The following is a 26,914-nucleotide window of genomic DNA, read 5'->3' on the forward strand; positions in this document are numbered from 1 at the left end:
TGCTCAGATGATCGAACCCCTTGGCCCCACCGTCGCCGTGAAGACGGCGCGTTCAGCCGCTTTGGAGTCGGTGTCTCGCGACACCTTTCTCTCGGCGATGCGTCAAGCCGCATCACCTGTCTGCGTCGTGACGACGACCAGCAATGGTCAACGGATGGCGTTGACCGTCAGCTCATTCCTGTCGGTCTCGGCAGATCCGCCTTTGATCTCGGTGTGCATCAATCGTGATAGTCGCATGTGCAGCGCAATGACCGACAGCGGAATTTTCGGTGTGCATATTCTTGCAGCTGATCAAGCGCACATCGCAGACTGCTTCGCCGGCCGGCCCAAGACCGGGCAAGCCTACGATTTTTCATGCGTCGAGTGGATCAACCAGAGCGACGGTCGGGAGCCGATGATGTCAGGCGTTTCCATGTCGGCCGAGTGTTCAATCGTATCTGCCACCGACGCGGGTACGCATCGCCTTTTCATCGCCGCGGTAAATAGTCTGACAACCAACGAAAAGCGACCGCTCCTTTACTGGAACAGGCTGTATGGATTTCCTGCGCACGCATCGGAAGTTTGAGTATCTGAACTCAATTTCAAGGGGACATCGTGAAAAATCGCTGGGCAGCGCTAGCCATCGTCTTCATCTCCTTTCTCCAGTTCACTATTAACTGGTTCTGTATCGTGCCCGCCTTCGACGGCATCGTGACGGACATGGAGATTTCCTTCGCCCAAGTGGGCATCATTGTTGGTGCCTTCATTGCAGGATATGGCCTCGCGCACATTCCGGGCGGGTGGTTGGCGGAACGCTTCGGCATGAGGGCCGCCATGCTTTCCGGGATAGCCATCCAGACTGCCGGTGCGGCAGTATCTGCAACGGCGCCATCTTTCGAAATACTGTTAGCGGGTCGATTCCTTTGCGGCATTGGAGGTTCGATCTACATTGGCAGCGCCATCGGGTTGACCGCAGCCTGGTTTCGCGGAAAAGAGCTGGCGACGGCTAATGGCATCATCCAGGGTGGCGCTTTCACACTCGGTGCAGCCATCGGGATTTACGCTTGGAGACCGGTGATCGTGGCATTTGGATGGCAGGATGCGCTAATGATCGGCGCACTGATCGGCGTGGCCACATGGGTGTTTGTTCTGCTTTTCTTTCCGACGCCTCCAGGCAGTAGCGACGATGTGCTCGAAGGTCACCATCTAGGAAAGGACTCGCTGAAACGCGTTTTTGGCAATCCGGCCTTATGGATCATGGGGATCGCCCTCCTGGGCGCGTACGGGAGCTACTTCAGTGCCGCTCAACTGCTGCCGCACTACGCGCAAACAACATTCGACGTCGATGCCTCGGCGGGTGACGCCATCAGCGTGATTCTGATGTTGAGCGGAATCGCTGGCGGCATTATCGGGGGGGTGTGTGCCGACCGCTTCTTTGGTGTGCTACCGACCTTCATTGGCGCTTGTACGCTGCAAGGGCTCATGTTCCTCATGGTCCCCTACGTTGATCTGTTCGGTGTCCAAGTGGCGGCAGGCGTTATCGGTGCGTCCTTGATCGCCGCATTCGTACCGTGGGTATCGATACCAGGTCAACGCGACAGTGGATTCCTGATTTCGGACGTTCCTACGGCTATAGGCCTTATGTTGACCATCGTCGCAGTGGGCGGGGCAACGGTTGCGCCAGTCTTTACCCGGATTGCAGCAACGTGGAGCTTTGATGTGGCATGGATTTTTCAGGGCGTCATCACCATCGGCTTTGCGTTCCTCGCCTTGCTCGCCAAGTCTAGGCGCGCTCCAGCGGTCGAGGTGGGTCGAGGGGCGGAATTCAGTTAATTGCCGGCGACAAGGGATATTGATCGGGCAAGGGGTAGGCCCGTATGGGCTCAAGCCGACGGGGTACTGCGGCGGGGTAGGACGAGAAAGACGCCCGCCGCGGTGATCAGCGTAATGCCCATCATCGCCAGCGAGTCGGGTGGCCGGTTGAACAGGAACGTGCTAAATGCCACAGCCATGAGCAACTGGCCATAGTTCAGGGGAGCTAGCGTGGACGCGGCCACGCGCTGGAAGGCCGCGATCAATAGCAGATGCCCAGCGCCGTTGCTGATGCCCAGGCTCAAGATGAACAGGAAGTCGGGTAGATCGGGCCAGGGGTCGGGCAGGAAGAAAGGTGCTGGCAGGCCCGTGATTACCAGGCAGACGAAGGCGGTGTAGCCGTATTGGATGTGCCCAGGCACTTTGCCCGCGAGCTTGCGCGTCAATAGCTGAAAGATGGAAAAGCTGATGGCCGAGACCACCATCAGCGCAGTACCCAGGACGGGTAAGTCGTTGCCCGGCCGTACGATCAGCAGCATGCCGACGAAACCGGCGAATACGGCCAGCCATTTGGCGAACCCGACTTTTTCTTGCAGAAACCAGCGCGACAGCACGACGACGATGAGCGGCGAGGTGAAATAGATGGCAGTCGCTTCGGCCAGCGGCATCCAGATCAGGGCAGTCATGAAGCAGGTACCCACAGTGCCTAGCGCAACGCCCCGCGCGATCAACAGCCCTTTGTGCGGCGCGTCGCGCAGCCTCGGCCCGCCATGCTTGATCAGTATGGCGACGGCCACGAGCGCCACGGTGGCATAGCGCATGATGTTCAGGAAAGGCGCAGGATAGGTCTCGAGCAGATACTTGGAGGACGCGTCGAAAATGGAAAATGTCAGCAGGCCGCACAGAAACAGCAGAACGCCCACCTTCTGTGAGGCGGGCGCCGCAAGCGTGGATACGGGTGTGGAGCTCATGGGTGTCAGGCGGGTGTGCTTATTCCGGATTCCTTGCGGATATCAGGATTGAGTGGCTCTCAGGCCCCGCAATAGCGAGCCCAGGGCTTCACCGATGACCTCCAGCATGTAGCCACCCTCTTGGACGACGACGGTGGGCAGACCCAGTGAGCTGATCCGTTCGCCGATTTGACGATAGGCGTCGAGATCCAGGCTGAGGACACTGATGGGATCGTCGCGGTAGGTGTCGAAACCCAATGCCACGACCAGCGCTTGGGGCCGGAAGTCGCGCAGAGTGATCAGGACCTCGTCCAGTGCGCCGATGAATCCCTCCGTCGTCGTGCCATGAGGCAAGGGTACGTTGACGTTGTAGCCGTGCCCGCTGCCGTATCCCTGTTCGTGGGCATAGCCGGAATAGAAGGGGTAATAATCGCCCGGATCGGCATGCAGGGACACGGTCATCACGTCCGAACGCAGGTAGAAGATGTTCTGGGTGCCGTCCCCGTGGTGGGCATCCACGTCCAGGACGACGACGGAGGAAAAGGTTTCCCTCAGGCGCTGCGCCGCAATGGCGCTGTTGTTCAAATAGCAGAAACCGCCCGCCCGATCATAATGCGCATGGTGCCCGGAGGGGCGGCACAGTGCGTAGGCAATGTCCTTGGTCGCGCTGGCCCAGTCGGCTGCGGCAATGGCAGCGTGCGTGGAACGTAAGGCGGCCTGCCATGTGTGTGGCCCGATGGGGCAGGAAAGGTCGCTGAGATAGTATCCAGCCTGGGCGATGATGGATGTCGAGGGGCAGGGACCGCGTCCCGCTTGCTCGATGCGACCATTGTGGTACGGAGACATATTGGGCAGGACTTCGGGGCCAGGCTCCAGGCCAGGCCGTTTTAAGTGCTGCCATCGGGAATAGGCATTTTTCAAGAATTCAAGGTATTCCAGGCTATGCACGGCCAGCATGGCGTGCCCATAGTCCGGCGGGACTTCGCTCGCAATTCCCATCTGGGCGAGCATGTCGTTCAGCACGCGTGCGCGGGCCGGGACGTCGGTGGGTGCACAGATACGCCCGGCGCGCATGAATTGCTGCGGCTGATGCAGCAATTGCTCTTCAGAGAAAAATGCTTTCATGTTGATTCCGAAAAAACTCGCCGCTTACTTGATTTCGACTTCGACGAACACGAATTCGGTTTCCGAGGGATTGACGACATTGTGTTCCACGCCCACTGGCCTGAAGTACGAGACGCCCGAGGTCAGTTGGCTTGTCACTTCGCCATCTGGCGTTTCCAGCAGCAGCGGGCCGCTGGTTTGCGGGATAACCACGTAATTCATGCCGTGGCGATGCCAGCCGGTTTCTCCGCCGGGAGGGAAGCGCCATTCCGTCACCTTGACGGTGTCATTGTCTATTTGCACGGTGGGAATTGCTGCCGGACGCGTCATGGTTTACTCCTGATGTTCAACCGCAAGACTAATGTTTTCCTTGGCTGCGCTATGCCGTTTCCGATTGGGTCGGATCCCAGTGCTTGCCCGGCACGGCGGCGATCAATTTCTGCGTGTAAGGATTCTGGGGGGCATCGAAGATCCGAGAGGGCTGGCCATATTCGACGATCTTGCCCTGATGCATGACCACGACCGCATTGCAGATCTGAGCTGCCACGCGCAGGTCATGTGTGATGAAGATCATGGCGATTTGCAGTTCCCGCTGAAGCGTTCGGAGCAGATCCAGCACTTGTGCCTGCACGGAAACATCGAGGGCTGACACGGATTCGTCCGCTACCAGCAGCTTTGGATCCAGGGCGAGTGCGCGGGCAATGCCAATGCGCTGGCGTTGCCCGCCTGAAAATTCATTGGGATAACGATTGAAGGCGGAGGCGTCCATTCCCACCAGATCCAAGAGCTCGCGCGCGCGCGTTTCGGCGCGGGCGCGTGGCTTCCCGTTGGCGACTGGGCCATCGCTGAGAATTTTGCCTATGGGGTGACGTGGATTGAGCGAGGCGAACGGATCCTGGAAAATCATCTGGATATTGTGACGCATCGGGCGAAAGCGGCCTTCAGACAGGGGTGCGATATCTTCGCCCTGGAAAAGCATTTGCCCGCTGTCGACGCGGATGAGCTTGAGTAAGCATTTCCCGACTGTGGATTTGCCCGAGCCGGACTCGCCCACGATACCCACGGTCTCGCCACGGCTGACCGTAAAACTGACGTCGTCGACCGCTCGGACGATGCGCTTGACGCCCAGCAACCCGCCGCCGGAAACGTAGGTCTTGTGCAGATTGCGGACCTCGAGGACAGGCACGGGTTTTTCCGCAAGTGGGCTTTCGTCCATGCGGCGGTGGGGCACCGAGGCAATAAGGCGCTTGGTATAGGGATGCCGGGGTTGGTTGAGCACGTGTTCGACGGGCCCTTGTTCAACCAGTATCCCTTTCTCCATGACGGCGACGCGGTGCGCGATCTCCGCGACCACACCGAAATCGTGCGTCACGAACATGACGCCCATGCCTTTCTCTTTCTGGATGCGGGCGATCAGCGCGAGTATCTGCGCCTGGGTGGTCATGTCGAGCGCAGTGGTGGGCTCGTCGGCAATCAGCAGGGCAGGCTCGAGTGCCAGCGCCATGGCGATCATGACGCGCTGTCGCTGGCCGCCTGACAGGCGGAAGGGATAGACGTCGTAGAGCGTGCCGGGATCGGGCAGGCCCACGAAGTTCAATAGATCGAGCACGCGTTTCTTGCGCTGTTCTCCGGGATACTTGTCGTGCACCTGCATGACTTCGCCGATCTGCTTGCCGATAGTCATGAGCGGATTCAGGGCCGACAACGGCTCTTGGAAGATCATGCCGATCTCTTGGCCGCGCATGGCCTGCAGTTGGCTTTCGGGCTGTGTGAGCAAGTCGACGCCCTTGAAGAGGATGCGTCCCTGCGTGGGTTTGAGGTAGTCGGGCAACAATCCCATGATGGCATTGGCGCTCATGGATTTCCCGGATCCGGATTCGCCGACGATGCATAGGATTTCGCCAGGGAAAATGTCATACGAGACATCTTCGACGGCGTAGGGACGGTCGCCGCCGACGGGAAGCGGAATGGAGAGATTCTGTACCGAGAGCAGGGGTGTCTTGCTGTCCATGTCGCGCTCCTTATTCGCCGCGCTTGCGCAGTTGCGGGTTCAAGGCGTCGCTGAGACCTTCGCCAATCAGGTTGATAGCCAGCACCGTGATGAGGATCGCCACGCCTGGCCATACGCTCATCCACCAGGCTTCACGAATCATGGTGCGCGCCGCGCCGATCATGAAGCCCCAGCTCATCATGTTGCGGTCGCCTAGCCCCAGGAAGGACAGCGCCGATTCCGTGAGAATGGCCGTAGCTACCATGAAGGACGCCGATACGATGATGGGTGACATGGCGTTGGGAAGGATCTGCGACCAGACGATGCGAGAGGGCTTTTGGCCGATCACGATGGCGGCCAGAACGAACTCGCGCTGCTTGAGTGTCATGAATTCAGACCGAACCAGGCGCGCGGCCGGCGGCCATGACACCACGGTGATGGCACCCATGATGGAGTAGATGGAAGGTCCCATGACGGCCACAATCACCACTGCCAGCGCCAGTTGCGGAATAGTCTGGAAAAACTCGGTGAATCGCATCAGCGCGTCGTCGATGCGGCCGCCGCAATAGCCAGCCGCTGCGCCGATCGCAATGCCGAAGGCCAGCGCGATGGCGGTGGACAGCAGACCGACCATCAGGGAAACACGCGCGCCCCATACCAGGCCGGCGGTGATGTCGCGGCCCAGCATGTCGGTGCCGAACGGATAGGCCGTATCGGTGAAGGGCGGGATGAGTGGCGAGTCGACCATCATCCAAGGGGAGCTCTCGTAGAGATAGGGGGCGGCGACCGCCAGTGCGGCCACCACGAGGATGATGCACAGACCGAACACGGCGCCGTAGTTGCGCGCATATCGTTTCGCGAATTTCTTCATCATGCGGCTCCCGGTTCGCCACCGGCCGAAATGCGCGGATCGACGAGTCGATACGTGATGTCGGTCAGGAGATTGAAGAGGACGACCATGGTCGATGTGATGAGGAAAATGCCCATCAAAAGCTGGTAATCGCGTTGCAGGAGCGCATCGAACATCAGCCGGCCGATGCCCGGCCAGGCGAACACCGTTTCAGTGAGGACCGCGCCGCCCGCCATCTGCCCCAACTGGATGCCGGCGAAGGTAATGACGGGAAGCAGCGCGTTGCGCAACACATGGACGCGGATGATGCTGCCGGGCGGTACGCCTTTGGCCCGGGCCGTCTTGATGAAGTCCATGCCGATGACTTCAAGCATCGAGGCGCGTGTGAGCCGCACGTAGAAGGCCATGAAGAAGCAGCCCAGGGTGATGGTGGGCAGGATCAGATGCATGGCGATGTCTTGCGCTCGTGCAAGACCCGTCAGGTTGGAGCCGACGGACTCCATGCCGAAGGCGGGCAGCCATCCGAGCACGACGGAAAACAAGAGGATGCCCATGAGAGACAACCAGAACAGCGGCGTGGCGTACAAGACCAGCGCGCCCGTCATGACGGTGCTGTCCAGCCATCGGCGCTTGTTGCTGTAGCGGGCTTTGGCCGCTACGACACCCAGCAGGACGCCCATGATGATCGAGAACAGAAAGGCGCAACTCATCAGCAGGAAAGTGGCGGGCAGGCGTTCCAGGATCAGGTCGAGGACAGGCACGTGGTTGCGGTACGAAAAGCCGAAATCCAGTTGGACGACACCTTTGAGGTACAGGTAAAGCTGAGTGAGCAGGGGCTCGTCCAGTCCAAAGGATTCACGCAGGCGTGCAACATAGGTGGGATCGCTGGAGCCGGCCTGGCCGGCCAGCACTGCTGCCGGATCGCCGGGGGCAAGCCGGATAAGGAAAAAATTGACGATTACGACGCCCAGGATCACGAAGAGTGCCTTGGCTAGCCGCGAGACAAGAAACGAAAGAGATAATTTCATGGGCGTGGCACCGGCATGCAGGGAAGATGGGTATCTGGACGGGCGCACTGCGCCCGTCCAGAAAGGCTTACTTCTCTATGTACACATCATCGAACGATTCGTTCAGGCCGATCGCGGTCTTAACGAGGTTCTTGATCTTCTTCCTTGACAGCGTGGGGAACTCCATGTCGACCAGATAGCCCAGCGAAACGTCTTCGACCAGTTTTTTCTGAATCTGGGTATACAGCGCCTGGCGCTTAGCCGGATCGGTTTCCGACGCGGCAGCGTTCCAGACCTTGTCCAGTTCGGGATTGTTGTAGCCTTGAACGTTGGCGAAAGGTGAGCCTTTTACGATGTTGGAGGCGATGTGAAAACGCTCGACACCTAGCGCCGGATCGCCATACTGGTAGGCGTAAGAGGTGGTCAGGTCAAAGTCCCAGTTGCCCGTGCGGCTGGCCCAGCCGCCGGCATCGGTGGCTTCCAGGTTGACCTTGAAACCCAGTTGCTCCAGGCTTTGCTTGGTGTATTCGTCCAGCCGTTCCCAGGTGGCGCCATAAGGAAAGCTGAGCAGCCTGATGGTGTAATCGCCCGGGTTCAGGCCTGATTCCTTAATCAGCGCGCGCGCCTGCTTCATGTTGAAATCCATGGGCGGCATATTCTTGTCGTAAAACATTTCCGTGGCGACAAAGGGGCCGGTGGATATCTTGCCCAAGCCGAAGAAAATATTGTTCACGATCAGCTTGCGGTTCATGGCGGCCATGACGGCACGCCGTACCTTGACGTTGTCGAACGGCGGTTTGCGTTCGTTGAATATCAGGTAGGCTTGCGGCGAGAACATTTCCCAGCCCTTCGTGGTGTAGTCCACGTCGGGGAGGGCGCGCAGGCGCTTGATATCGACGTTATCGACGTCGCCGCCGCGCAGGACGTCGACCGTGCCCTGCTCGAAGGCCACGGCCCGTGAGGCCGAGTCGGGAATGACGTTGAAAATCAGCTCATCCAGATAGGGTTTGCCTTCTTTCCAGTAGTTGGGGTTGCGCTCGAGTTTGATGTACTCGCCCCGTTTCCATTCTTTGAACATGAATGGGCCTGTCCCGATGGGTTTCTGGTTGGCCGGATTCGTGGCGTAGTCAGAGCCCGCGTATATGTGCTTTGGCATCATCGGTGCAAAGCCCGGCTCGAACATGATCATGAAGGCCGAGAAGGGGGTCTTGAGCTTGATCTTCACGGTCAGGTCGTCGACCTTCTCGACGGAGTCAACATATTTGGCCAGAATGACACGGGCGCGCCCGTGTGTCTTGGGCAACATCTCCGCTAGCGAGAACACCACGTCGTCAGCGGTGAACGGCTTGCCGTCGTGCCATTTCACACCCGAGTTCAGATGGAAGGTGTAGGTCATGCCGTCGGGGGAGGTTTCCCAGGACTTCGCCAGTCCGGGCTGCGGCTTTAGATCGTGCGTGTAGGTCAACAGGCTTTCGTAGATCTTGCCCGCGACGTACTGGGTGGGAGCCTGCTGATTGAGCGCGGGAATCAGTATCGGAGGTTCGGGTTGGACAATCATGCTGAGCGAGCCGCCCGGCGTCTGGGCGATGGCGCCGTTCACGGCCAGGCTCATCGCCATGGCACCCAAGCTTAGTTTGAACCACTCTTTCAATCTCATAGGGATCTCCCTTCAGGAATCCTGCAAATGGGTATGGATAGGTGCGACAGCTTGTTGTGGTACTGCGGGTGATACGTCAGGGGTGTTTGAGTTCTTGTACGCCGCCGAGCGCTTCGATGGCCGCCGTGATCTGTGTGGTAGTCAGCTTCAATGCCCATCCCCTCGAAATCTTTCTTAGATGTCTCGCGATGCCGAGGCACAAAAGTAGATGACATTTGGTACTCTATAAAGGTCCATTACCTCGATTATTTGCGGGGCCATTATGCGTGAAGTGATTTTGTCAGAATTTCTACTGCAAAAACTGGAGCGCAAAGGGGCCACATCGCTCGCTCGCCAGCTATATGACGTTCTTCGTCAATTGATCCTTGCGGGTGACCTTGGCGCAGGAACCAAATTGCCCGCCAGCCGCGTGCTCGCCAAGGAAACGGCCTTGTCGCGCAATACCGTGCTGGGCGCTTATGAGCAACTGCAGTCCGAGGGCTACGTGGTATCCACGACGGGGAGCGGTACTTTCGTTTCCGATACGGTGCCTTCCTTACCCCTGCGTCATTCGGACCGGACCGATGTGGCGGCAGTGGTGCCTGCGCATCTGGCCTTGTCGCGGCGAGGGGCAGACTTGGTTCGGAATGCGCAAGCCTCCAGTGTGCAGTGGGGAGCATTCACGCCGGGCGTGCCCGATGTCTCGCTGTTTCCGCATGAGATCTGGTCTCGCCTGACCAGGCGGCGTTGGCGCAAGCCCGATCCGGCGCTGCTGACGTATTCCCACGGGCCGGGCTACTTGCCTTTGCGCACCGCGCTGGCACAGCACTTGCGGTTCGCGAGATCCGTGGATTGCGAGCCGGATCAGGTGATCGTCACAAACGGCGTCCACCAATCGCTGAGCCTGATTGCGGGCCTATTGGGCGACAGCAATGAAGTTGCCTGGATCGAGAACCCGGCATATTGGGGTGCGCGCACCGTATTGAAAGCAAACGGACTTCGTGTTCAACCCATTCATGTGGACGATGAAGGCATGGCGCCTAGCGAAGAGCAGATGCAGACGCCGCCGCGCTTCATGTTCGTCACGCCTTCTCACCAGTACCCGCTGGGCACGGTCATGAGCCTGAGCCGGCGGCGCATGCTGCTGGAATACGCGCATCGCAACAATAGCTGGATCATTGAAGACGACTACGACAGCGAGTTTCGTTACGATGGTCGCCCGATCGCGTCGTTGCAAGGGCTGGATAGCAATGAGCGCGTTATCTATCTGGGTACGTTTTCGAAGACACTGTTTCCCGGTTTGCGGCTGAGCTTCATGGTGGTCCCCAGGGTATTGAGCGTGCACTTTGGAACGGGGCTGTCCGAGCTTTACCGGGAGGGACGTTTGATCGACCAGGCCGTGCTGGCCGATTTCATGAACGATGGCCACTATGCCAGTCACATACGGCGCATGCGCACCCAGTACGCGCGTCGCCAGACGCTGTTGCGCGACGCAATACTGGCGCAATTCGGCGGCGGCTGGCCGATTTCCACACACGAGGCGGGGCAACACCTGGTCATGCACTTGCCCGAAGGCACGGACGATGTCGGTATCGTGCTTGCGGCACGATCCCTGGGTATTTCTCTCAGGCCGCTATCTCGCTACTATGCCGGAGGCGGGGGACGGGCAGGACTGGTTTTGGGGTATGCCTGCGTACCCGACGATGTCATCGGGCCCGCCTTCCAAAAGCTCGTGCCCGCTATTGTCCCGGCGCTGGAGCATGTCAGCCGCTCGCGTCAGCAGCCCCGCAAATCCAGCAACATGATCAACGAAGGCGCATGGAGCGGGGCATGATGAACGCTGACGATAGCGGAGTTACGTGGTCAGTGTGTTCGCCAGGATGTCCAGCGCGCGGTCGAACTGCTCGTCAGGAATCGTGAGCGGATACAGAAACCGTAATACATTCCCGTAGACGCCGCAGCTCAGCAATATCAGCCCCTGTTCGATCGCCTTGTCCTGGATCTGCTTGACCCGCGCGGCATCCGGCACACCTGTGCTGGGATCGTTGATCTCGAGGGCAACCATCGAGCCCAGGCCGCGCACGTCGGCGATCGCAGGACAACCGCCCCGCAGGGTATTGAGGCGATTCATGAGTTTTTGCCCGAGCTGGTTCGCGCGCTCGCACAATTTTTCATCCTCGATGATATCGAGCACAGCGTGGGCGGCGGCGACCGACAGCGGATTGCCCGCATACGTACCACCGAGTCCGCCTGCTGAGGGGCTATCCATGACCTCGGCGCGGCCGACCACACCAGAAATGGGCATGCCACCGGCCAGGCTCTTGGCAATGCACATGATGTCGGGCTCGACGGAATGGTGTTCCATGGCGAACAGTTTGCCGGTCCGGGCAAAACCCGTCTGCACTTCATCGGCGATCAGCAGTATGCCGTGTTCGTCGCAGAGCAGGCGTAGTGCCGTCATGAGTTCCGGCGGCGTGATATTGAAGCCACCTTCGCCTTGTACGGGTTCAATGATGATGGCGGCGACGCTTTTGGGGTCGATGTCGCTCTGGAACAGCAGGTCCAGCGCCTTGAGGGAATCTGCCACGCTGACGTCCTGCGTCACAGTGGGAAAAGGGACATGAAAGATATCGTTGGGCATTGGGCCAAAGGAAAGCTTGTAGGGCGTTACTTTCCCGGTAAGGCCCATGCCCAGCAGCGTGCGCCCATGAAAGCTGCCCGTGAAAGCCACGATGCCCGACCGCCCAGTGTGACTGCGGGCGATCTTCACGGCGTTTTCTATCGCCTCGACGCCGGTGGTGAAGAAAGCGGTTTTCTTCAGCCCTGAAATCGGCACGATGGCGTTGATGCGTTCGGCCAGCGCCACATAGCTTTCGTACGGCACGATCTGGTAGGCGGTATGCGTGAACTGATCCAGCTGCTTGGCAATGGCGGCTTTCACCCTGGGATGGCAATGGCCCGTATTCAGAACCGCGATGCCGCCCGCGAAGTCGATGTACTCTTTGCCCTCCGCGTCCCACAGTGTCGCGTTTTCCGCGCGCGCCGCATAGAAATTGCACATGACGCCTACGCCTCTAGGCGTGGCAAGCGAACGGCGCGTATTCAAATCAAGGTTTTTCATGGCGATCTCAGCAAGTCCGTGGATTGCCCCCAGGGCAAGGTGGAAATCCTGTTTTCAGCAGGTCTCTACCTATTAAAGGGCAGTTTGGACCCATACATAAGAGCCATTTATTTAAATTTGATGGTGCCATTTCAGGAAAACGTCATTGGACGCCGTGATCAACGGTCCGACTCGGCGTTGATCAGTTCATTGGCTCAATGATTTCGCCTTTCGTGGGCTCGCCTCGTTTGACTAGGTTGCGGTTGGAGCGGTAGTTCACGAATTGGGCTGGCAGGCCTTCACCCTGACCAAGCGTCGGACTGGTTTGCAGATGAAAATGCAGATGGGGCTCGGAGGTATTGCCGCTGTTGCCACATCGGCCGACCTCATGTCCCGCCTGGACATGATCGCCTTTATGGACCGTCACCGTGCCTTGTCGGATGTGAGCCAAAAAGCCGTATTCGTTGTTTCCGAAATCGATGACCACATGATTGCCGGCTGGATGCGCAGGGTCGGTGCTGCCGATACGTTGATCCGGCAAGCCATCGACGGCATGCACGACTGTTCCATCTGCCGACGCTAGAATCGGCTGATTCCAGCAATGGTAGTTTGCCAACACGGCTGGATCACCCGAATGAGTCTTGCCATCCCTGACGATGACCAGATCGATGGCAAAACGCTGTCCGCGATCAACGGCATGGTAGTTATCGTCCAGGCCGCGCCCACCCCAGTACACATACCACGGGCCTTCGATCGGCAGGCGTAGATCGGCGCGAGTCTCGTAATCAAGGAATCGACTGGACGCCTCGGCAGCCTTGGGTCTGACAAAAAAGCCTGAAATCCTGTCATCTGGATCGAAGGCGACCACGAGTTCGATCGGTGCGGATGTCCCGCTCCAACGGGAAAGCCGCGTGTATACCTGGTGAGAACGCTGCGGTGCCACCACTTCTGACAACACTTCTGTCTCCGTGCCAAAGCGATGCCGCACCTGATCGCGCACGGTCATCAACGCCTCTGCTGACCTTAGCGCGTCGTGCATTTCGGGCGTCATGTCTTTCCAGATCGATTGAACGTCGCCTTGCGCAAAAGATCGAGCGACGGCTTGTCCGCGCGCGAGCGGATCAGCAGTGGCAGGCGACGAAAGCGTGATGCAAGCAAAGGCCGCCGCTGTGCAGGCCAACCAACGAATCATCGGTGCTCCAGGTCGTTCTTCTCACGTTTGAATGTACCTTCGTTTTGCTGAGAATTGCATGCAAGCCGAGACAGAGGCCTGGGAAAAGGTCATCACTGCAAGAAAAATTTTCTTGCAGTGAGCGCGTCCCAACGACCGCAAATTTTGCCTGGCTCTGCGTGGTTCTGAAGATGGTCGGTTCTTATCTGGATGCTTTGATCGCGACTTTCGTGTTGGTTTGCCCTGCGCCGACCTCCACGGTTGGCGTCACCGACATTCCGACACGAAGCCGCGCCGCGTCTGCTTGGCCGGCGGCCAAACGGATGCGAATGGGAAGACGTTGGACGATTTTCGTGAAGTTCCCCGTGGCATTGTGTGGTGGCACCAGGGAAAAGCTCGATCCGCTCGCGGGCCCCAGGCTCTCGACCGAGCCGTTCAGCCGAACGCCGGGAAGTGCATCCACGGTGATGTCTACCGATTGGCCGATTTGCATGCGGGCAAGTTGGGTTTCCCGGAAATTGGCTTCGATATAAACCTTGTCAAGCGGAACGATCGTGAGTTGTGCCTCGCCAGCGTGGGCATAGCCACCAACGCGAATGTGTCGCTGCGCGATGACGCCCGAGCTCGGAGCGATCACCGTGGCATAACTTAGTTTGATCTCGGCGTCGGCCGCCATCGCGCGGGCTTTGGCGAGCTCGGCATTGAGTACGACAACCTGCTGCTCTGCGAATTGCAGTCCAGCTTGATCACGTTCGAAGGCGGCGCGCTGGACAGCCAGATCGGCCTCGGCTTGTTGTTGCGCCTGAATTGTGCCCGATCCATCGCGTGCCAGATTCGTAAACCGTTTGTAATTCCTCTCGGCTAATTTGACATTCGCGCTGGAGGCGGCCTTCGCTGCGCGTGCCTGGGCGATCAAACTTTGTTGCCGGTCTAGTTGGGCTCGCAGACTGTCTACCGCGGCTGTCGCGCTGTTCAGATCCGCTCGCAATCCACGATCATCAATATGAAAGAGCGGATCTCCCGCTTGTACCCACTGGTTGTCCTCGACGGCAACCGTTGTGATGACACCGGATACTTGAGGCGCGACGACAGTCATATCCGCTCGTACGTAGGCGTCGTCAGTACTTTGTGAAAGCGCGCTGGACTCAGGTTTGTTCAGAATCAGCACCGCTGCCGTCAAGACTACGAGTGCGACAAGACCGATACCGGCTTTTAGATGGAAATTCTTGCTCATTTCTTCGTTTTGGTTAGCAAATTCAGGTTGTAGGACCGGCTATGGCGGGGGAGGCGACGGCACGTGAGGCGCGAGGTACCACTGGAGCAGGGATGTACCGGAGTTTCAGCACGACGGGGATTAACAGCAATACCATGAGGCCTATCACTCGATAGACATCGGCTGCGGCCAGCACGCTTGCTTGTCGGGTAATGAGCTCGACAAGCTCGTGAGACGGAATATCAAAGCCGCCCCATCGACCCATGGCGTTACCTGCCTGATCCCGCAGTGTTTCGTAGTGAAAACGGGTCCGTACGACATTCAATTGGCCAATGACGGCACCGGCAAAGATCGTACTGATGACCCGGACGATGTTGACCAGACCTGCTAGAAATGGGCCTTCTATTGGCTGTATGACGCTTACGATCAGAAAGAGCATGGCAACCATGGCTAATGGCTGGCCAATAACGTGCAGTAGCGTGGCCCCCAGGAACTGTGGAACCATCCACTCATCGGTGACGTAGGATGCCAGCCAGCACGCGGCGGCCATACAAGCCAGTCCAGCGGCGAACACGTGTCGGGCATCTATCCAGCGCCGATATAGAAGCGTGGCCACCGCGGAGCCTAAAACAAGTTGCGGGGCACCAATCATTAAACCCAACGACGCGGTTTGTTCCAGTCGAAATCCATGGAGCCCAGCAAGCACATTCGCTGGCAGACCGGCGCCGGAAAACATGGCCACCAGGAGTCCGATCAGGGTGACGAATCCTAGCCAGATATTCCGGCGCTTTAATAATTCGAGTTGCACGAAGGGTGCGGGATGGCACCACTCGCTTATTAAAAATAATGCCGTGAACGTCAGTCCGATTCCGAGCGCGACGGTGATCACGGGCGATTGAAACCAATCCAGACGCACGCCCTGATCGATGCCGACCGCGAGCAGCATCAAACCTGGCATTGCGAACACCATGCCAAACCAGTTCGCCTGCTTGATCCGAGGTAAGGCCATCGGCAATTTTGGAATACCCCAGGCCACCATCGCCATGGCGATCAGGCCGAGAGGAATGACATGCCAATATGCCCATCGCCAGTCGTCCATGCGGTCCGCGCATAATGCCGCCAGCCAAAGTGCAATATTTGGGGATAGCGTGGCTGTCATCGCGAAAAGCGCCAGGCCATGTAGCCGAATCGGCGCGGGCAGAAAACGTAACGCGGCCATCATCAAAATGGGAACCAGCGATCCGGCGCACAGACCATGTAGGGTTCGCAAGAGCAGCAGTACATGCAGATCGCGAATGAACGGCAGCACCGTCGTCAATGCCATCGCTGCAGCAAGCATGGCGATATGAAAACGGCGCATAGAGAAAGTGATGGCAAACCATGCGGCAAAGGGCATCGCGGCGAGTTCGCCCGCCGAATAGGCCGTCGTTAACCAGGATATGTCGTCCTTGGAAAATCCAAGCCCACCCTGTATATCAATCAGCACCAGCGAAGGAACGCGACCGCTTAGGCCCGACACCATGGCGGCAAGCAGGATCCCCAGCAGCCCAACGGCCAGACGAGGTCCGAACGCCGGTTCGGAAGGCGGGGCCGACGGTGTGCTGGCGGATGTGGGGGCGTTCATGACGTTGCCTTCGGTGCGGCTCCGGTATTGAGTTCAGGCGACCAACCACCGCCCAAGGCTCGATATAGCGACACCACCGCAAGCGCGGACGCCGTGGCGGAGTCGGTCAGATCAGCCTGGCTTGCGAGAAGCGTGCGGCGCGCGATCAGGACAGTCGTGAAATCAGCCGCGCCCTGCTGATAGGAGCGCCGGGCGATGGTCAGCGCGGTCTGGTTGTCGCGCATCGCCGATTGAAGCTGTTCATGTCGCTTCAGTTCACTGGCATAGGCGCCCAGCGCGTCGTCCACCTCGTGCCAAGCTTGTAAAACGGTGTCCTGGTAGGCGATTGCCGCCAAGCGATGTCGGACTTCGGTCAGTTCTAGCTGGCGGCGGAGCCGGCCGCCTTCAAAGATCGGCAAATACAAGGAAGGGCCGAACGCGTATTGCCTTGATGCCCAGCTTCCCAAGTCGGACAAGTTAAAGGCTTGCATGCCTATCGTGCCGGTAAGACTGATGCGGGGATAGAAGTCTGCCTTTGCGGCACCGATATCCGCGACGGCCGCACGCAATTTAGCCTCTGCCTGCAAGATATCGGGACGTTGCTTGGCGAGTTCCGAGGGAATGCCGATCGGTAGCCGGGAGGGCATGCTGGGCAACGGCGCCGTCGCCAACTGCGCGTCGAGTTCGCGCGGGGCCTTACCCGACAGGCGTGCCACGGCGTTCATCAGCGCGGCGCGTTCGTGGTGCAGCTGCGTTGCACGCGCCTCTAGGGCGGACACATCGGCGCGGGCAGACACGGCATCGAATTTGCTGACGACTCCGTTGCGCTGCCGGCTTTGCGCCAAGCGCACCAGGTTACGGGCAATATCGAGATTTTCATTGACGATCGATTCCTGCGCCTGCAAGCCTCGCAGCACCAGATAGGTACGCGCAAGTTCAGCCGTGACGGATACTCTGGCTGCCTTGCTGTCGTAGTAGGTGGCTTGCAGGTTGGCCCGCGCGGACGCGCTGAGATGCTGTAAATGTCCCCATAGGTCGATTTCCCAAGCGGCCTGCAGGCCGAGCGACCACGTGTCATATCCCGCTGTGGGCGCGCCAAGCTGGTGAATCGGCGAGTTTTCGCTGATGGCATCCCTGGCGTACCCTGCGTTTGCGCCCACGTTAGGACGACGCCGGGCATCTGCCAGGCCAAGTTGCGCCCGGCTTTCCTCGATGCGCAATGCAGCGGCCCGCAGCGTCAGGTTTGATTCGATGCCGACTTCCAAGTCCGTCAGAGTCGAATCATTGAACAAATCCCACCAGCGCTGCGGCGCAGACGCCTCGTCCAGCGCGGGCTGGCTGGCGATGATGGACTCGCGCGAATTCAGGGCTGCCGATGCCGGCCCGATGGACGGCGTGTCGAACGGCTGCACGGCCACACAACCCGCCAACAAGACGGCTGACGCAAGCGGAGCGAGGCAGATGGATGCCCTTTGAGCAGGACGGTGCATGTCATTCCTTAACTGAGTTCAATACCGCTTGGTCTCCTGATCCTGTCTTCGCATTGAAAGGTCAGCAGGTGCCAGTATCAAATAAAAGAAACCGATCGGTATCTTAAATCTTAAAATTTCAACCAGTCAAGCAAAAACATAGGTAATAATCATTGATTAATAACGATACCGAAAGGTATACTTGCCAAAATTTGGAGCCTTCAGTGATCGATACAGCACATCCTCACCCCGACAAGAAGCAGGTGATTCTGGACGCAGCGGCATCGGTTTTTCTGACCCATGGGTTCAGCGCAGCGACGACCGACACAATTCAGCGCGCGGCGGGGGTTTCCAAGAAGACGCTGTATGCCTGCTTTCCAAGTAAGGAAGCCATGTTCCTGGCAGTCATCGAGCGGCAATGTGCCTCCATGGACGCGACGGTCCGGTCGATTAAGCCCGCGCCCGGTGACCTCAGCAAGACGTTGACGGATGTCGGCAGGGCCTATTTGGATATCGCCTTGTCCGATATCGGCGTGGCGTTGTTCCGCGTAGTGATCGCCGAGGCGCCCAGATTCCCACAAGCGGGCAGGTACTTCTATCTTGCGGGGCCGCGCGCGGCGACTGTGATAGTGGCTGATCTCCTCAGCGCGGCTTCCCGAGCGGGCGATATTGACATCCACGCCATCGGCGCCGAAACGGCGGCGTCGTTGTTCATCGGCATGCTCCGCACGGAAGGTCAGTTGGAATGCTTGCTACATCCCGGATCAAAACCCTCGGAAGAAAGCCTTGATCGATGGGTGCGGTTGGCTGTTGATACCTTTCTAGGCAGGTTCGAGACGAGCGGCAAGGCAAGCGCTGCGGCGGACCGCGGAGGCGGCGAGCGATGAGAAAACATATATCTTTAGATGACGTCCGGTGTTTTGTGGAAGTCGTCAGGCGAGGCACGTTCACGGCCGCGGCGGACGCGATGGACATGTCTATCGCGACATTTTCTCGGCGTGTCGGGTTGCTGGAACAAGCGCTAGGTTTTACCCTCTTGCTCCGCTCGACTCGCAAGGTGAGTCTGACGCAGGTTGGCGAACACTTTTATCAGGAGTGTATTGAGGGTATCGATAGCATTCTGACCGCCAAGGAGACCATTCAGACTACGCTTGAACGTCCCGAAGGGAGGCTGAAGGTTTCCATTTTGCCGGGCTTGACCGCCGTTGTTCCAGGCGTCGTCCAAGATTTACGTCGGCAATATCCGCAGCTCACTTATGAAATTGAACTCGGGGGCGTGGCGTCACCGATCGAGCATACTGGTTTTGATGTGAGCATACGCGGAGGTATGCAAAAGGACTCAAAACTCATTCAGAAGCCACTGGCCGAAATGAGGCGGATCCTGGTGGCGTCGCGCTCCTACCTTGCCCGAGCGGGTCGTCTGAAAGCACCGTCAGATCTCTTGAATCACGAGATTATGGGTTCGGGCGATGAGACGATGTGGGAGTTGCGGCGAGACGTGGAAGTTCAACGCGTCCCGGTGTCTGCCCACTTTGCCAGCAACAGTACGCTGCTGGGGGTGGAGATCGCGGCGCAGGGAGGGGGGATCGCCTGGGTGCCTTGCCACATCGGTGTCGATAAGACAATCGATGCGCATGATCTGGAACGCGTACTTCCTCAATGGGAGTTGAGCCCGATCACGTTGTATGCGCTTTATGAGAGTCGGGTCATCTCCGCACGCGCAAAGGCCTTTCAAGACACGTTGGTACGTCATATGACCCATGCCGTGTCCAGTCCGATTCTTAGGTGAGTCCACACCGGGCTAGCGGGTCTCTAGTTCCCGTTATTTGTGGGGTCGCTGTGGACGCCACCTGGCTACGTAACGTCCGATGCCAGTGCTACGGCGGCGCCCTGTATATGGTGACGTTGCAGGGCCTGGGCCACGAAGCCGCTGGCTTTCATCTCCTCGACGAAAGCGCTGAGCGTCGCGGCGGCGGCAGGGCTGCGGCCCTTGGGTAGGCCCATGGCCTGGCGGATCACCATGAAGCTGCCCGGCAGCATGCGCAGGCCTGAACGGCGGGCCATGTCGGCTTCCAGTTGTTGTTTGACGCCGGCTGCCACGTCGGCGTTTTCGGCCAAAAAAGTATCGACGACGGCGGGCGAGGTGGGCGCGCGCAGGATCTGCGCTTGCTTGAGTTCACGCGTGAGGTACAAATCGTACGCGCTACCTTTGCCTACCATGACACTGATGCCTTCGCGGTCGACGGCGTCGCGCTCGCGCAGGGACGAGTCGTCGCGCACCAGATACGCTCCTTCGATCAGGACATAGGCATCGGTGAATGTGATGCCGGCGCCGCGCACTGGATCGATAGCAAAAAAACCGATGTCGGCTTGCTCATCCGTGACGGCCTCGACGGATTTACCGGCGCTGTCCCAGACGACCAGTTCCAGTTCAACACCCAACTGCTCGGCGAACGCGCGGGCCAGATCGATGGATACGCCTGCCGGCTCGCCGGTGTTCGGGTCGCGGCCGGCCAGGATGGGATTGCCCAGGTTGATGGAGGCGCGCAACCGCCCAGTGGGAGTGAAGGCGGCGATGATCTTGGGATCGAGAGTCATGCTAGGTCCAGTAATAAGGTCAGGTGCTGTAGCGGGCGGTTTGCTCGGTGTGGCATAGGTCGATAAGGGTGCGTTCTATAAAGTATCGCCGAACCCGGCGTTCAGCGCAGCCTGCCGGCTCGCTGGGGCCGCCGGATTCGCCTGTGTCATGCCTGCGCAGCGTGACGCTGCAGCAGTGTCAGCACGGCCGGGTCGACCACGATGCCGTCACGCTGTTGGCGCGCCATATTGGCCAGCTCAATCTCGCCGGGCACGATGACAGGCTGGTCGGCCTGGGCGGGCGGGCTGCCGTGCAGGATGGCGGCAAAGTCCGTCATGCGTTCGGTCAGCCAGGCTGCCGACCCCAGACGCGTGGTATCGATCAGGATGAAGAAATGCCCCAGGTTTTGCGGCTGGTCGGGCGTATCGACCCACGATTTCACATGCGTGAGATAGGCGGCGTTGGACAGTACGCCCGCAAACATATCGACCAGCAACGCCAAGCCATAGCCCTTGTGTCCGCCGATCGGTAGCAGAAAGCCATCGAGCGCTGCGGCGGGATCGGTGGTGGGGCGCCCGTTGTGGTCGGTTGCCCACGTGTCGGGGATCGTCGCGCCGCGCTTGAGCGCGTTGCGGATTTTGGCGCGTGCCACCACGCTCATGGCCATGTCCAGCAGGAATGGCGGGCCGTCGGGATTGGGCACGCCGAAGCCCAACGGGCTGTTCCCCAGCCGGGCGTCGCTGCCACCCCAGGGCGCGATGGTGGTGGTGGCATTGCTGCCGATGATGCTGGCAAAGCCCGCCTGGGCCGCGATCAGCCCGTACGGCGAGATTGGCCCAAAATGGTTACTTTGGCGGGCAAAGGCCACGCCGACGCCACATGCTTTAGCGGCTTCCATTGCGGCGCGCAGGGCGTGCATGCCCACCAGGGGCCCGATGCCGTTGTCACCGTCGATCAGGCGCAGCGCTGGCGCGGGGCTTTGCACGGAGATCCGGGCGCGGGCTTGGATACCGCCTACCAGCAGGCGCTCGCCATACGATTCAATGCGACTCAGACCATGGGTGCTTAGGCCGAACAGGTCGGCCTGCACCAGCACGCGTGCTACGTCGGCGGCGTCTTCCGGGGGAAGGCCCAGGCCCATGAAGGCTCGCGTGCCTAGATCCAACAATTGGGTTTCAGAAAAAACGGTGGAAGAGGTCATTGCTGCGTTCATGTGAGCGAAAGTCCTGTAGGGATAAATGGCGGCTGTTATTCGGTGCGCAGGTTGGCGCGGCGCACGACCTCGCCCCAGCGCGAGCCTTCGGCCTGGATGAAGTCCGCGAATTCCTGTGGTCCGAGCCCCACGGGCTCACTGGAGTCGTGCGCCAGGCGGTCGCTGACGGATTGCGAGCGCAGGGCGATCAGGGCGTCTTTTTGCAGGCGGGCGATCACGGGTGCGGGTGTGCCGGCCGGTGCCAGCAGGCCGAACCATTGCGAGCTCTCGAAACCGGGGTAGCCTTGCTCGGCTACCGTGGGCACGTCGGGCAGCACGGGCAAGCGCCGCGTCGAGCCGACGGCGATGATGCGCACGTTACCCGCCTGCGCGTGCGGCAGCAGTCCGGGCGTACCGGCCGAGGCCGCGTCGATGTTGCCGGCCAATAGGTCGGTGGTTTGCGCGCCGGTGCCTTTGTAGGGCACGTGCATGACGTCGATGTCGGTGGCTGTCTTCAGCATCTCGAACGCCAGGTGACCGGCACTGCCGTTGCCGGCCGAACCGTAGTTCAACACCCCCGGCTTGGACTTGGCCAGCGCCACGAACGAGGGCAGGTCCGTGGCGGGCACCTTCTTGCCCACGGCGAAGATCATGGGCACTTTGGCTAGCAGCGCAATGGGCGCGAAATCGCGCTGAGGGTCATACGGCAGCTTGGACATCATGGCCGGGTTGACCGCCAGCGTGCCCACGTGGCCCAGCAGCAGTGTGTAGCCGTCCGGCTCGGCGCGAGCGGCTTCCATCGTCGCGATCACGCCCTGGCCACCGCCCTTGTTTTCGACGATGACTTGCTGGCCCAGGGTCCGCGACATTTCCGCAGCCATGGCGCGCGCAATCACATCCGAGCTGCCACCCGGTCCGTAGGGCACCAGTAGACGCACAGGACGCTGCGGCGACCATTCCTCGGCGGCCGTGGCGGCCCCGCAGGCAAGCAAGGTCAGGCTGGCCAGCGCCAAGGCTGGCGCGGCGCGCCACTGCAGAAATCGGTGCATCAGGTTCATCGTTGTCTACCTCCGTCTTGGATACCGCAACGCGCGGCTTGATGAGGCGAAATGATGCGCAAACCCGAATATCCAGTAAAGTGCAAATATTCGATTGATTATTGATAAAAACGCATGAAATTCGATCTGGCTGATTTGCGTGCATTTCTGACGGTCGCTGACTTGGGCAGTTTTCGCGCGGCATCAGAAGTACTGCACCTGTCGCAATCGGCCCTATCACGGCGCGTCGGCAAACTGGAGCAGGCCTTGGGCGTGCAATTGTTTACGCGCACCACACGCAAGGTCGAGCTCACCACCATCGGCCGTGGATTCGTGCCCCGCGCACGCAATGTCCTGAATGAACTGGAAAGCGCGCTGGTCGGCATTCAGGATGTGGCCGAACGCATGTCGGGGCAGGTCACCATCGCGTGTGTGCCTTCGGCCGTGGCGTATTTCCTGCCTGCCGTTATTCGTGAATACCACCGGCAGTACCCGCGCATCCGCATCCGGCTCGTCGACGAGTCATCGTCGGTGGTTCTGACCGCAGTGGCCGGCGGCGACGCCGACTTTGGTCTGACGTATATCGGCACACAGGATGCCGACATCGAATTCCAACCATTACTGGAAGAGCCGTTCGTGGTGGCGCTGCGCACAGACCACCCGCTGGCGCGTCGTCGCCGGCTAGCCTGGCGCGATCTGGCGAATTGCGAATACATCAGCTTGGCCCAGGGCAGCGGCAACCGTTTCCTGATCGACCAGGCCCTGGCGCACCGTCCCGATCGGCCGCGATGGTTCTGCGAAGTGCAGCATGTGCCGGCACTGGTCAGCATGGTCGAAGCGGGCCTGGGGGTGGGCGTGGTGCCTCAGTTGGCAATGCCCCCTGTAGGGCATACGGCCCTGGCCAGCGTGCCATTGCTCGATCCCGTCGTCAGCCGCACCATCGGACTGATTCATCGGCGCGGACGGGAATTAAGTCCGGTAGCCAAGCTGCTTTATGAGATGGTCGTGAAAATGCGGGGCACAGGCGCGTGATGTCACCTTCTAAATCGGCACCGACATTCCTGTTTTGACCCGATCCAGAGCCACAAGCGTCTTGAATGCTTTTACGTTGTTGTTGTCGTGGAACAGACTACGAGTCAATGCGACGTACTGCTCCATGTCGCGTACCAAGAAAATAAGCACGAAGTCGCACTCCCCCGCGACGTAGTAGCACTGCTGGATCTGGGGGCAAGACGTAAAGCTGCGCTGCATCTCTTGTAGCAACTCAGCGCGTTCGCTCTCTACCTTGACCTCCACAATGATGGTGAGGCCATGGCCTAGGGCTTTGGGATTGAGACAGGCAACATAGCGTTCGATTACGCCGGCATGACTCAACAGCTTGAGTCGCCGATTGACGGCCGCCGTCGACAAGTTGGCGAGTTCCCCTAAATCACGCTGCGCCAAGCGCGCGTCGTTTTGAATCGCAGCAAGCAAGGTCCGGTCATATCCGTCCAGCTCCATTGTCATGAGGAATTCCTTTCCAGTAACGTGCGAGAAATTCGTAAATTATTCAAATTTATGGGCAAATTTTCAGCTGTTTAGACACCCTTGGGGAAATATTATTTCATCTATGGACTATGACGGGAGTTCTTCGATGCCGTCATCTACTTTCCCTCGGAAATTCCCAAGGACGCTATGTTTATCCTGAATGCCCACCCTGACCACAACTCTGCCCTGGAATATGCAGATGAAGGCATGTTCAATGCCGATTCGATTCACAAAGCCGCAACGTACATTGCTGCCCGTCCAGGCTACGCAGTTACTCCGCTGGTTTCCTTGCCTGGGCTGGCGTCTGACGTTGCGGTGGCCTCCATTCAGGTGAAAGACGAAAGCGCTCGGTTCGGCCTGGGTAGTTTCAAGGCGCTTGGAGGCGCCTACGCGGTGATTCGTTTAGTTCTTGAAATGGCGGGAAAGCGTCTTAACCGTGTTGTCGATATGTCAAACATCGAGGAAGAAGACGTTCGCGCGGTCGCACGCGAAATCGTCGTCGCATGCGCCACCGACGGTAATCACGGCCGCTCCGTGGCCCAAGGCGCCCAGGTGGTCGGAGCCCGATCAGTGATTTTCGTCCACGCCGGCGTCAGCGAGGCACGCATTGCCGCCATTGAAAAATTGGGCGCTGAAATCGTTCGGGTTCAGGGCAACTACGATGATTCTGTGGCCCAAGCCACATCTACGTGCGAACGAGAGGGCTGGATGGTGGTGTCGGACACCTCATGGCCTGGGTATGAATACGTTCCTTTATTGGTCATGCAGGGATATACCGCCATGCTCACAGAGGCGATCGAACAATTGGATGCGCCGCCAACGCATGTGTTCGTTCAGGCCGGTGTTGGAGGTATTGCGGCTGCAACGGCGGCGTTCTTCTACTTAACGTACGGCGAGCGACGACCGCAGTTCGTGGTCGTCGATCCGGCACGCGCTGCATGTCTTTACGAAAGTGCCCGGCTTGGGGCGCGCACGCGTGTGGCAGACGCTGGCCCGACTATCATGGCAATGCTGGAGTGCTACGAGCCTTCCTTGGTGGCTTGGCGCATTTTGACCCGCTGCGCGGATGCGTTCATGACGGTGGATGAGGATGACGCGGTCAATGCCATGCGCTTGCTCGCAAAGCCGCACGAAGGTGATCAACCGATTGTTGCCGGCGAAAGCGGTTGCGTAGGTTTAGCAGGCTTCTTGTCCGCAATGCGTGATCCTGAAATCAAGGTAGCGCTGGGCATTGATGCCGAGTCGCGCATCTTCGTGATCAATACTGAGGGTGCGACAGACGCGACCCTATATGAGCGGCTCGTGGGGCAGGCGCCGGAGGAAGTGTTGATAACACGTTGAGGCCGTGCCTCTATCTAGTAATTTTTGGTACGCAATCTTCCTAAAATCTGGATATCCGTATTCTAAGACGGATATCCCACGGTATTAGTCAACGTTCCCACCTTGCTGATCGTCACCTCGACGCGATCTCCTGGGCGCATCCAGACTGGAGGCGTACGACCGCTGCCAACGCCGGCCGGCGTACCGGTCGCGATGATGTCACCACACTTAAGCGGTGCGATGGTCGAAAGATAAGCAATGAGTGCGGGTAACGTATAGGTCATGTTGCTCACTTGATCGCGTTGCACTTCGCGGCCGTTCAAACGAGTGGATATCACAAGTGTTTCGGGATTGCCGACGGCATCGGCCGTGGTTAACCAAGGGCCGCAAGGGGCTGTCCCCGGAAAATTCTTTCCGGCAGTGACCGACTGCTTCTGCCAATCGCGCACGCTGATATCGTTGAAGCAGGTGTAGCCGGCAATATGCGTCAGTGCCTCGGTCTGCGCGATGCGCGAGCCGCCACGACCGATCACCAACGCCAGTTCCCCCTCATAGTCCAGGCATTCCGACACCTCCGGCATTGGAACCTCACCGTTGTGCCCCAGCAGCGTATCGCCTGCTCGCAGGAATATGCTGGGATGGCGTGGCATTTCTCGGCCGACCTCTTCGACATGGGCACGATAGTTCAGACCGACACAAAGAATTCGTCCCGGTAGGGCGACTGGTGGCAGCAGGGTTAACTGTTCCAGAGGGAGTTGGCATAAGGACGGGGCAGAGAAATATTGTGCTAGCTCACTGCCTGACTCGGTGAGCACACGTATCATCTCACTGGAGCGAAGCGCGGCCGGCGCTTCGACGAGGACGCCCTTTTCCTCCAATACCAGCCCCCAACTGGTGCGGTCTTCTGTACGGAAGCGAGCCAATTTCATGCGGATACCTCTTCAGCAGGTAACGATGGATCAAATTCGAACAGAGAAGTCGTCGATAGAGTGGCAATGCGCCAACCTGAATCCGTGTGCTCGAAGCCAATTTTTACGTCGGACATTCGCCAGGGACCGCGAATCAATAGTGGCAATGTGGCGTTCGGTGATGCATGTGAACGGACCACCGTCATATACAAGTGGCCACAGGCGGCTCCGTTCGTTTCGGGGTCGATGGTCAAATTGCTGATGACGTGCCGTGTCCGTAGCGTCGCTGCGCGTTTTGACAGGGCAGTCCGAATGGCGGTCAAGCCTGCATGGCCGTTTCCCATTCGGGTCATGCTGGCATTCGCTGTGAAAATGTCTTTCAGCGGCGCGTAGTCATGTGTGTCCAGGCTACGGTAAAAGCGATACACCAATGCAGTACAGGCTTCACGGTCGGTAGGGCGCTGCATG

At 59.2% G+C, this 26,914-nt stretch carries 25 protein-coding genes; 7 read left to right on the top strand and 18 right to left on the bottom strand.

Annotated features, from left to right (window positions below; all coding sequences use genetic code 11):
* Positions 1-7: 7 nt before the first annotated feature.
* Together ACYVDM_RS23000 and ACYVDM_RS23005 are read left to right on the top strand one after the other, a co-directional pair.
* On the top strand, positions 8-565 hold the full coding sequence (locus ACYVDM_RS23000; RefSeq protein ID WP_415789977.1) for a flavin reductase family protein: 558 nt from the start codon (positions 8-10) through the stop codon (positions 563-565).
* A gap of 29 nt (positions 566-594) precedes the next feature.
* Positions 595-1,812, top strand: coding sequence for an MFS transporter (locus tag ACYVDM_RS23005; RefSeq protein ID WP_415789979.1), 1,218 nt, complete (start codon positions 595-597; stop codon positions 1,810-1,812).
* Positions 1,813-1,862: 50 nt separating this feature from the next.
* Here ACYVDM_RS23005 and ACYVDM_RS23010 read toward each other — a convergent pair whose 3' ends face one another.
* The 7 genes from ACYVDM_RS23010 to ACYVDM_RS23040 all read right to left on the bottom strand — a co-directional run bounded on the left by ACYVDM_RS23010 (position 1,863) and on the right by ACYVDM_RS23040 (position 9,349).
* Positions 1,863-2,762 carry a DMT family transporter gene (locus tag ACYVDM_RS23010; protein WP_415789981.1) on the bottom strand — a complete coding sequence of 300 codons (900 nt, stop codon included), beginning with the start codon at positions 2,760-2,762 and terminating at the stop codon, positions 1,863-1,865.
* 42 nt (positions 2,763-2,804) lie between these two features.
* Positions 2,805-3,866: a histone deacetylase family protein gene (locus tag ACYVDM_RS23015; protein ID WP_415789983.1), complete on the bottom strand. Its 1,062-nt coding sequence runs from the start codon at positions 3,864-3,866 to the stop codon at positions 2,805-2,807.
* 24 nt (positions 3,867-3,890) lie between these two features.
* Positions 3,891-4,175, bottom strand: coding sequence for a cupin domain-containing protein (locus ACYVDM_RS23020; protein ID WP_415789985.1), 285 nt, complete (start codon positions 4,173-4,175; stop codon positions 3,891-3,893).
* A 49-nt stretch (positions 4,176-4,224) separates the two neighbouring features.
* Entirely contained in the window at positions 4,225-5,856 is a 1,632-nt protein-coding gene (locus ACYVDM_RS23025; protein ID WP_415789987.1) for an ABC transporter ATP-binding protein, read from the bottom strand.
* 10 nt (positions 5,857-5,866) lie between these two features.
* Positions 5,867-6,706: an ABC transporter permease gene (locus ACYVDM_RS23030; protein WP_415790332.1), complete on the bottom strand. Its 840-nt coding sequence runs from the start codon at positions 6,704-6,706 to the stop codon at positions 5,867-5,869.
* Positions 6,706-7,713: an ABC transporter permease gene (locus ACYVDM_RS23035; protein ID WP_415789989.1), complete on the bottom strand. Its 1,008-nt coding sequence runs from the start codon at positions 7,711-7,713 to the stop codon at positions 6,706-6,708. The genes ACYVDM_RS23030 and ACYVDM_RS23035 overlap by 1 nt, the downstream gene beginning before the upstream one ends.
* Before the next feature lie 67 nt (positions 7,714-7,780).
* Complete coding sequence (locus ACYVDM_RS23040; protein WP_415789991.1) at positions 7,781-9,349, bottom strand: ABC transporter substrate-binding protein; 1,569 nt, start codon at positions 9,347-9,349, stop codon at positions 7,781-7,783.
* Positions 9,350-9,611: 262 nt separating this feature from the next.
* Here ACYVDM_RS23040 and pdxR point away from each other — a divergent pair, with 262 nt between their 5' ends.
* On the top strand, positions 9,612-11,162 hold the full coding sequence (gene pdxR / locus ACYVDM_RS23045; RefSeq protein ID WP_415789994.1) for a MocR-like pyridoxine biosynthesis transcription factor PdxR: 1,551 nt from the start codon (positions 9,612-9,614) through the stop codon (positions 11,160-11,162).
* A 21-nt stretch (positions 11,163-11,183) separates the two neighbouring features.
* Here the strand turns inward: pdxR and gabT are convergent, their stop codons facing one another.
* From gabT to ACYVDM_RS23070, 5 genes are all read right to left on the bottom strand, one after another.
* A complete protein-coding gene (gene gabT / locus ACYVDM_RS23050; protein WP_415789996.1) occupies positions 11,184-12,449 on the bottom strand; it encodes a 4-aminobutyrate--2-oxoglutarate transaminase in 1,266 nt (421 codons plus the stop codon).
* A gap of 181 nt (positions 12,450-12,630) precedes the next feature.
* Positions 12,631-13,620 (bottom strand): M23 family metallopeptidase, encoded by a 990-nt coding sequence (locus ACYVDM_RS23055; RefSeq protein WP_415789998.1) that lies wholly within the window; start codon positions 13,618-13,620, stop codon positions 12,631-12,633.
* A 181-nt stretch (positions 13,621-13,801) separates the two neighbouring features.
* Positions 13,802-14,833: an HlyD family secretion protein gene (locus tag ACYVDM_RS23060; RefSeq protein WP_415790000.1), complete on the bottom strand. Its 1,032-nt coding sequence runs from the start codon at positions 14,831-14,833 to the stop codon at positions 13,802-13,804.
* Between the two features lie 22 nt (positions 14,834-14,855).
* Complete coding sequence (locus tag ACYVDM_RS23065) at positions 14,856-16,436, bottom strand: MFS transporter (protein ID WP_415790002.1); 1,581 nt, start codon at positions 16,434-16,436, stop codon at positions 14,856-14,858.
* A complete protein-coding gene (locus ACYVDM_RS23070; RefSeq protein WP_415790004.1) occupies positions 16,433-17,905 on the bottom strand; it encodes an efflux transporter outer membrane subunit in 1,473 nt (490 codons plus the stop codon). Before ACYVDM_RS23070 ends, ACYVDM_RS23065 begins: the two co-directional genes overlap by 4 nt.
* A 203-nt stretch (positions 17,906-18,108) precedes the next feature.
* Between ACYVDM_RS23070 and ACYVDM_RS23075 the strand changes: the two genes are divergently transcribed.
* Positions 18,109-18,771, top strand: a complete 663-nt coding sequence (locus tag ACYVDM_RS23075; protein WP_415790006.1) for a TetR/AcrR family transcriptional regulator — start codon at positions 18,109-18,111, stop codon at positions 18,769-18,771.
* Entirely contained in the window at positions 18,768-19,673 is a 906-nt protein-coding gene (locus ACYVDM_RS23080; protein ID WP_415790008.1) for a LysR family transcriptional regulator, read from the top strand. Before ACYVDM_RS23075 ends, ACYVDM_RS23080 begins: the two co-directional genes overlap by 4 nt.
* A gap of 65 nt (positions 19,674-19,738) precedes the next feature.
* Here ACYVDM_RS23080 and ACYVDM_RS23085 read toward each other — a convergent pair whose 3' ends face one another.
* The 3 genes from ACYVDM_RS23085 to ACYVDM_RS23095 all read right to left on the bottom strand — a co-directional run bounded on the left by ACYVDM_RS23085 (position 19,739) and on the right by ACYVDM_RS23095 (position 22,712).
* Positions 19,739-20,482 (bottom strand): ABC transporter substrate-binding protein, encoded by a 744-nt coding sequence (locus ACYVDM_RS23085; protein WP_415790010.1) that lies wholly within the window; start codon positions 20,480-20,482, stop codon positions 19,739-19,741.
* A 146-nt stretch (positions 20,483-20,628) separates the two neighbouring features.
* Positions 20,629-21,663 (bottom strand): Ldh family oxidoreductase, encoded by a 1,035-nt coding sequence (locus ACYVDM_RS23090; RefSeq protein WP_415790012.1) that lies wholly within the window; start codon positions 21,661-21,663, stop codon positions 20,629-20,631.
* A gap of 47 nt (positions 21,664-21,710) precedes the next feature.
* Positions 21,711-22,712: a Bug family tripartite tricarboxylate transporter substrate binding protein gene (locus tag ACYVDM_RS23095; RefSeq protein WP_415790014.1), complete on the bottom strand. Its 1,002-nt coding sequence runs from the start codon at positions 22,710-22,712 to the stop codon at positions 21,711-21,713.
* A 114-nt stretch (positions 22,713-22,826) separates the two neighbouring features.
* On the opposite strand from ACYVDM_RS23095, the gene ACYVDM_RS23100 reads away from it, so the two are divergent.
* Positions 22,827-23,723, top strand: coding sequence for a LysR family transcriptional regulator (locus ACYVDM_RS23100; protein ID WP_415790020.1), 897 nt, complete (start codon positions 22,827-22,829; stop codon positions 23,721-23,723).
* Positions 23,724-23,732: 9 nt separating this feature from the next.
* Here the strand turns inward: ACYVDM_RS23100 and ACYVDM_RS23105 are convergent, their stop codons facing one another.
* Positions 23,733-24,197, bottom strand: a complete 465-nt coding sequence (locus ACYVDM_RS23105; RefSeq protein ID WP_415790023.1) for an Lrp/AsnC family transcriptional regulator — start codon at positions 24,195-24,197, stop codon at positions 23,733-23,735.
* A gap of 168 nt (positions 24,198-24,365) precedes the next feature.
* On the opposite strand from ACYVDM_RS23105, the gene ACYVDM_RS23110 reads away from it, so the two are divergent.
* Entirely contained in the window at positions 24,366-25,559 is a 1,194-nt protein-coding gene (locus tag ACYVDM_RS23110; RefSeq protein WP_415790026.1) for a diaminopropionate ammonia-lyase, read from the top strand.
* 62 nt (positions 25,560-25,621) lie between these two features.
* On the opposite strand, the gene ACYVDM_RS23115 is transcribed toward ACYVDM_RS23110, so the two are convergent.
* Both ACYVDM_RS23115 and ACYVDM_RS23120 read right to left on the bottom strand, forming a co-directional pair.
* Positions 25,622-26,467, bottom strand: a complete 846-nt coding sequence (locus tag ACYVDM_RS23115) for a fumarylacetoacetate hydrolase family protein (RefSeq protein ID WP_415790029.1) — start codon at positions 26,465-26,467, stop codon at positions 25,622-25,624.
* Positions 26,464-26,913, bottom strand: coding sequence for a nuclear transport factor 2 family protein (locus ACYVDM_RS23120; RefSeq protein WP_415790032.1), 450 nt, complete (start codon positions 26,911-26,913; stop codon positions 26,464-26,466). Before ACYVDM_RS23120 ends, ACYVDM_RS23115 begins: the two co-directional genes overlap by 4 nt.
* Position 26,914: the final 1 nt, after the last annotated feature.

It is taken from the genome of Bordetella tumulicola (assembly GCF_054779135.1).

Bases quoted from the DNA above. Each gene is read 5' to 3' on its own strand.
- ACYVDM_RS23000 (WP_415789977.1), top strand. From the start codon at position 8: ATGATCGAACCCCTTGGCCCCACCGTCGCCGTGAAGACGGCGCGTTCA.
- ACYVDM_RS23010 (WP_415789981.1), bottom strand. From the start codon at position 2,762: ATGAGCTCCACACCCGTATCCACGCTTGCGGCGCCCGCCTCACAGAAG.
- ACYVDM_RS23015 (WP_415789983.1), bottom strand. From the start codon at position 3,866: ATGAAAGCATTTTTCTCTGAAGAGCAATTGCTGCATCAGCCGCAGCAA.
- ACYVDM_RS23020 (WP_415789985.1), bottom strand. From the start codon at position 4,175: ATGACGCGTCCGGCAGCAATTCCCACCGTGCAAATAGACAATGACACC.
- ACYVDM_RS23025 (WP_415789987.1), bottom strand. From the start codon at position 5,856: ATGGACAGCAAGACACCCCTGCTCTCGGTACAGAATCTCTCCATTCCG.
- ACYVDM_RS23030 (WP_415790332.1), bottom strand. From the start codon at position 6,706: ATGAAGAAATTCGCGAAACGATATGCGCGCAACTACGGCGCCGTGTTC.
- ACYVDM_RS23035 (WP_415789989.1), bottom strand. From the start codon at position 7,713: ATGAAATTATCTCTTTCGTTTCTTGTCTCGCGGCTAGCCAAGGCACTC.
- ACYVDM_RS23040 (WP_415789991.1), bottom strand. From the start codon at position 9,349: ATGAGATTGAAAGAGTGGTTCAAACTAAGCTTGGGTGCCATGGCGATG.
- pdxR (WP_415789994.1), top strand. From the start codon at position 9,612: ATGCGTGAAGTGATTTTGTCAGAATTTCTACTGCAAAAACTGGAGCGC.
- gabT (WP_415789996.1), bottom strand. From the start codon at position 12,449: ATGAAAAACCTTGATTTGAATACGCGCCGTTCGCTTGCCACGCCTAGA.
- ACYVDM_RS23055 (WP_415789998.1), bottom strand. From the start codon at position 13,620: ATGATTCGTTGGTTGGCCTGCACAGCGGCGGCCTTTGCTTGCATCACG.
- ACYVDM_RS23060 (WP_415790000.1), bottom strand. From the start codon at position 14,833: ATGAGCAAGAATTTCCATCTAAAAGCCGGTATCGGTCTTGTCGCACTC.
- ACYVDM_RS23065 (WP_415790002.1), bottom strand. From the start codon at position 16,436: ATGAACGCCCCCACATCCGCCAGCACACCGTCGGCCCCGCCTTCCGAA.
- ACYVDM_RS23070 (WP_415790004.1), bottom strand. From the start codon at position 17,905: ATGCACCGTCCTGCTCAAAGGGCATCCATCTGCCTCGCTCCGCTTGCG.
- ACYVDM_RS23080 (WP_415790008.1), top strand. From the start codon at position 18,768: ATGAGAAAACATATATCTTTAGATGACGTCCGGTGTTTTGTGGAAGTC.
- ACYVDM_RS23085 (WP_415790010.1), bottom strand. From the start codon at position 20,482: ATGACTCTCGATCCCAAGATCATCGCCGCCTTCACTCCCACTGGGCGG.
- ACYVDM_RS23090 (WP_415790012.1), bottom strand. From the start codon at position 21,663: ATGACCTCTTCCACCGTTTTTTCTGAAACCCAATTGTTGGATCTAGGC.
- ACYVDM_RS23095 (WP_415790014.1), bottom strand. From the start codon at position 22,712: ATGAACCTGATGCACCGATTTCTGCAGTGGCGCGCCGCGCCAGCCTTG.
- ACYVDM_RS23100 (WP_415790020.1), top strand. From the start codon at position 22,827: ATGAAATTCGATCTGGCTGATTTGCGTGCATTTCTGACGGTCGCTGAC.
- ACYVDM_RS23105 (WP_415790023.1), bottom strand. From the start codon at position 24,197: ATGACAATGGAGCTGGACGGATATGACCGGACCTTGCTTGCTGCGATT.
- ACYVDM_RS23110 (WP_415790026.1), top strand. From the start codon at position 24,366: ATGTTTATCCTGAATGCCCACCCTGACCACAACTCTGCCCTGGAATAT.
- ACYVDM_RS23115 (WP_415790029.1), bottom strand. From the start codon at position 26,467: ATGAAATTGGCTCGCTTCCGTACAGAAGACCGCACCAGTTGGGGGCTG.
- ACYVDM_RS23120 (WP_415790032.1), bottom strand. From the start codon at position 26,913: ATGCAGCGCCCTACCGACCGTGAAGCCTGTACTGCATTGGTGTATCGC.